The 3,239-nt window shown below is 69.2% G+C and carries 4 protein-coding genes; all 4 read right to left on the minus strand.

Annotation, left to right across the window (positions count from 1 at the left end; genetic code table 11):
* Positions 1 to 65: 65 nt before the first annotated feature.
* A complete protein-coding gene (locus AC5RV2_RS16125; protein ID WP_494093171.1) occupies positions 66 to 1,304 on the minus strand; it encodes a phosphoglycerate kinase in 1,239 nt (412 codons plus the stop codon).
* A gap of 35 nt (positions 1,305 to 1,339) precedes the next feature.
* Positions 1,340 to 2,350, minus strand: coding sequence for a type I glyceraldehyde-3-phosphate dehydrogenase (gene gap, locus AC5RV2_RS16130; RefSeq protein WP_494093172.1), 1,011 nt, complete (start codon positions 2,348 to 2,350; stop codon positions 1,340 to 1,342).
* Positions 2,351 to 2,431: 81 nt separating this feature from the next.
* Positions 2,432 to 2,626 carry a hypothetical protein gene (locus tag AC5RV2_RS16135; RefSeq protein ID WP_494093173.1) on the minus strand — a complete coding sequence of 65 codons (195 nt, stop codon included), beginning with the start codon at positions 2,624 to 2,626 and terminating at the stop codon, positions 2,432 to 2,434.
* Between the two features lie 50 nt (positions 2,627 to 2,676).
* A partial coding sequence (gene whiA / locus AC5RV2_RS16140; RefSeq protein ID WP_494093174.1) for a DNA-binding protein WhiA occupies positions 2,677 to 3,239 on the minus strand: 563 nt, incomplete at its 5' end.

Here is a 3,239-nt window from a genome sequence, read left to right on the forward strand (position 1 = left end):
GCGCCGTGGGCCTGGGCGATGCCGGCATCTCCTGCCGCCCGGGGGCGGCAGGAGATGCCGCTCGATCAGTTCTCCAGTGCCGCCAGGCCGGGCAGGGTCTTGCCCTCGAGATATTCGAGGCTGGCGCCGCCGCCGGTGGAAATGTGTCCGAAGGCGCCGTCGTCAAAGCCGAGGGCGCGGACGGCGGCGGCGGAATCGCCTCCGCCGACGACGGTGAAGCCGTCGCTCCCGGTGAGGGCCTTGGCCACCGTGCGGGTGCCGTTGGCGAACGCGGCGAACTCGAACACGCCCATCGGCCCGTTCCAGAAGACGGTGTTCGCCGAGTGGATCTGGTGGGCGAAGGCCTCGGCCGACTCCGGGCCGATGTCCAGGCCGATGCCGGCGGAGCCGAACGATGCCGACTCGATGCTGTCCGCCGGAACCACTTCCCAGGCCGCATCGGCGGCGAACTTCTCGGCGACCACGATGTCGGTCGGCAGGATGAACGTGCACCCCAGTTCCTTGGCGCGTGCCAGGTAGCCGCGCACGGTGTCCAGCTGGTCCTGCTCCAGCAGGCTGGAGCCGACCTTGTAGCCTTGGGCCGCCAGGAAGGTGAAGACCATGCCGCCGCCGACCAGCAGGTAGTCGGCCTTGCCCAGCAGGTTCTCGATCACGGCCAGCTTGTCCGAGACCTTGGAACCGCCCAGGACCACCACGTACGGCCGCTGCGGCGCCTCGGTGAGCTTGTTCAGGACCTGGAGCTCCGTCCGCACGAGGTCGCCCTGGTAGGCCGGAAGCCGGCGGGCAATGTCGAAGACCGAAGCATGCTTGCGGTGGACGGCACCGAAGGCGTCGTCCACGTAGGCTCCGTCGTCGCCGGTCAGGGCGGCGAGTTCGGCGGCAAAGGCCTCCCGTTCGGCGTCGTCCTTGCTGGTTTCCCGGGGATCGAACCGCACGTTCTCCACCACCAGCACTTCCCCGTCCTGCAGGCCGGCGGCCACCTCCCGGGCGGCCGGGCCCACCGTGTCTCCCGCGAACTTGACCGTGACCGGTGCCAGTTCCTTCAGCCGGGCGACGGCGGGGCGCAGCGAGAACTTCTCCTCGGGGGCGCCCTTGGGGCGGCCGAGATGGGCCGTCACGACCACCCGCGCCCCGGCCTGCGCGAGCTTGACGATGACCGGCAGGGACGCCCGGATCCGCCCGTCGTCGGAGACCGCCAGATCCGGGAGTTCGCCCTCCAACGGGACATTCAGGTCCGAGCGGACCAACACGTGGCGTCCGCGGACCCCGGCGGCCAGCAGGGCATCAAGAGAATGTGCAGTCATTTCTTCCTTCGTGCGGAGGACGGGACGGGCGGGACCTAGGACAGCTTCGAGGCGATCAGAGCGGTCAGGTCCACCAGGCGGTTGGAGTAGCCCCACTCGTTGTCGTACCAGCCGACAACTTTCACCTGATTACCCATTACCTTAGTCAGTCCCGAGTCGAAGATCGAAGACGCCGGGTCTGTGACGATGTCGGAGGACACGATGGGGTCCTCCGTGTACGTGATGATCCCGGCCCAGTGCGGGTCGCCGGCGGCCTCCTTGAACGCCGCGTTGACCTCTTCCACATCGGTTTCGCGGGACACGGTGACGGTCAGGTCGGTCATCGAGCCGGTCGGCACCGGCACACGGACCGCGAAACCGTCCAACTTGCCCTGCAGTTCCGGCAGGACCTGCCCGATGGCCTTCGCCGCGCCGGTCGATGTCGGAACCAGGTTGATGGCCGCCGCCCGGGCGCGCCGCAAGTCCCGGTGCGGCCCGTCCTGCAGGTTCTGGTCGGCGGTGTAGGCGTGGATGGTGGTCATGAGTCCGTGCTCGATGCCGAACTTCTCGTGCAGCACCTTCGCCATGGGCGCGAGGCAGTTCGTGGTGCAGGAGGCGTTCGAAACCAGGTGGTGGGAACCGGCGTCGTACTCGCTGTCATTGACGCCCATCACGATGGTGATGTCCTCGTCCTTGGCCGGGGCCGAGATCAGGACTTTCTTCGCCCCGGCGTCAAGGTGTTTCCGGGCGCCGCCGCCCTTGTTGAACCTGCCGGTGGATTCGATCACGATGTCGACCCCGAGGTCGCTCCACGGCAGCGCGGCGGGTTCCTTTTCGGACAGTACGCTGACCTTCCGGCCGCCGACGATCAGGTTGCCGGCATCCACCTCGACCGTTTCTGCCAGCACGCCGAGCACGCTGTCGTATTTGAGCAGGTGGGCCAGGGTATGCGCATCGGTCAGGTCGTTGACCGCCACGATCTCCAGGTCCGTTTCTTTCGCCAGGACGGCGCGGAAGTAGCTGCGGCCGATGCGGCCGAATCCGTTGATTCCAACTCGAGTAGTCATGAGCCTCTACCTCGTGGATGGGCCGTGACCGGAAGGGCTCCCCCGGTCCGTGCCATGTTGTCGGCCAGCTGGCCGGGGTGGTCAGCGCGGAAGCGCCGGTGCGGGCGGGGACGAAGCGGGCGGCGACGTCGGCCCGGTGGACGGTACCGGCGCGGTGTCCGCGCCGGCCCCGCAGGTGGCATGGTGCATGGAGTCGTTCAGTTCCATGATCCTCGCCGGGACGCGCGGTTCCAAGGCCGCGCAACCGTGGCCGGGGTGCAGTTCGTGCGTGCCCATGCTTCCCTCCGTCTTCCCCGGGCACGGCCCGGCAGGCTGCCGGGCCCTGCCTAGTCGTCCAGCATCTCCGGCGTCACGTTGGCTTCGGTCCCCGGGATGCGCAGCTCCAGCGCCCGCTTGTCCGCCATGGCCAGCAGGCGGCGGATCCGGCCGGCGATGGCGTCCTTGGTCATCGGCGGGTCCGCCAAGCGACCCAGTTCGTCCAGGGAGGCCTGCTTGTGCGCCACCCGGAGCTCACCGGCGTACCGCAGGTGCTCCGGCACCTCGTCGTCGAGGATCTCGAGGGCACGCTCCACGCGGGCGCCCGCCGCGACGGCGGCCTGCGCCGAGCGCCGCAGGTTGGCGTCGTCGAAGTTAGCCAGCCGGTTTGCGGTGGCCCGCACTTCCTTGCGCATCCGGCGTTCTTCCCACACCATCAGCGCATCATGGGCACCCATCCGGGTCAAGAGCGCGGCGATGCTGTCTCCGTCGCGGATGACAACGCGGTCCACGCCGCGGACCTCCCGGGCCTTGGCCGCGATCCCGAGCCGGCGGGCCGCGCCCACCAGCGCCAGAGCGGCTTCCGGGCCGGGGCAGGTGACCTCCAGGGCGGACGAGCGGCCGGGTTCGGTCA

The organism is Arthrobacter sp. Y3225116, assembly GCF_059091245.1.